The 1,282-nt window shown below is 51.1% G+C and carries 1 protein-coding gene; it reads right to left on the bottom strand.

Annotated features, from left to right (window positions below; genetic code table 11):
* A partial coding sequence (locus tag KDK19_RS22620; RefSeq protein WP_257293000.1) for an alpha-hydroxy acid oxidase occupies window positions 1-1,036 on the bottom strand: 1,036 nt, incomplete at its 3' end.
* Between the last annotated feature and the right edge of the window lie 246 nt (window positions 1,037-1,282).

Below are 1,282 nucleotides of genomic sequence, written 5' to 3'. Positions count from 1 at the left end.
CTCTTCCTGCTGCTGCCAAAGCATAAAGATACAGGCGACCTCCTGAGCAGGCTTTGGCTCCCAGCGACAGTGCTTTAAGAACGTGTGTGCCCCTTTGTATCCCCCCGTCGCATATCACATCAATCTGGTCTCCTACGGCATCTACAATTTCTGCCAGTTGATCAAAGGGCGAGCGTGAGCCATCCAGCTGTCGACCGCCATGATTGGAAATCATAATGGCCGCAGCGCCGATATCTACGGCCCTGCGTGCATCTTCAACCGACATGATGCCTTTTAGTGCTAATGGTTTTTCCCAGTAGTGGATAATTTCTTCTGCTGCCTGCCAGTCCATACTCTGATCCAGCATGGTACTGAAGTAGTGACCGACCGACAGGGTAATGCGGGTGCCTTCGCCAACATAGTCCTGAAGCTGAGGCAGCTCAAAGCCACCATGGGAAACGTAATTCAGAACCCAGGCCGGATGGCAGGTGAAACTCAGCAGACTCTTCAATGTCAGTTTGGGCGGGATGGTAAAACCGGTGACGAGATCTCTTTCTCTGTTGCCACCAACGGCTGTATCCACCGTTAATGCCATAGCATCGAAGTTGGCCGCCTTGCATCGGTCAATCATATTGCGAGTCAGACCCTTATCTTTATGCACATAGAGCTGGAACAGCTTCGGAGTTTTAATAGTTGAACCAATGTCTTCTATGCTGGTAGTGCCCAGAGAAGACAGGCCAAAAAGAGTGCCATACTGTTCGGCTGCTCTGCCCACAGCCATCTCACCTTCATGGTGAAAGAGACACTGCAGTGCGGTGGGCGATAAGAAGAGAGGGATGTCCAGATCCAAACCCATAACCCGGGTAGAGAGATCAACATGCTCTGCACCTCTCAATACATTGGGCACCAGGTCACAATTGGAGTAGGCCTCAGTATTTCTTCGCAGTGTGGTCTCATCATCCGCAGCACCGTCGATGTAATGAAAAATAGGGGAGGGCAGCCGTCGTCGGGCGAACTCCCTAAAGTCTCTGGTGTTGTGACAGTGTTTCAGACGCATGGCTTCCCGGATCGCCTGCCGTCGGTGACAGGCTGGAGTCGGATCATGAAAAAGGTTCAGCGTCTTATGTATAGCATTGCTTTGGAGCAGATCAACAGGAAACCGGCATATGGCCTGATCCAGTTGACCTGACTATTCGTACAGGAAAAGATAATTGTACTTTCGATCGTGGTGGTTTCTGGCTGACCTCTTACTAGCAGCCTGTCGGACTTAAGGCTGTCCTACTGCGGTTGCAATAAATTGGTC

Origin of the sequence: Endozoicomonas sp. ONNA1 (genome assembly GCF_024606325.1) — a bacterium.
Taxonomy (GTDB): Bacteria; Pseudomonadota; Gammaproteobacteria; order Pseudomonadales; family Endozoicomonadaceae; genus Endozoicomonas_A.
Note: the sequence above shows the minus strand (reverse complement) of the source record. Positions and strands in the feature narration are given on the sequence as shown.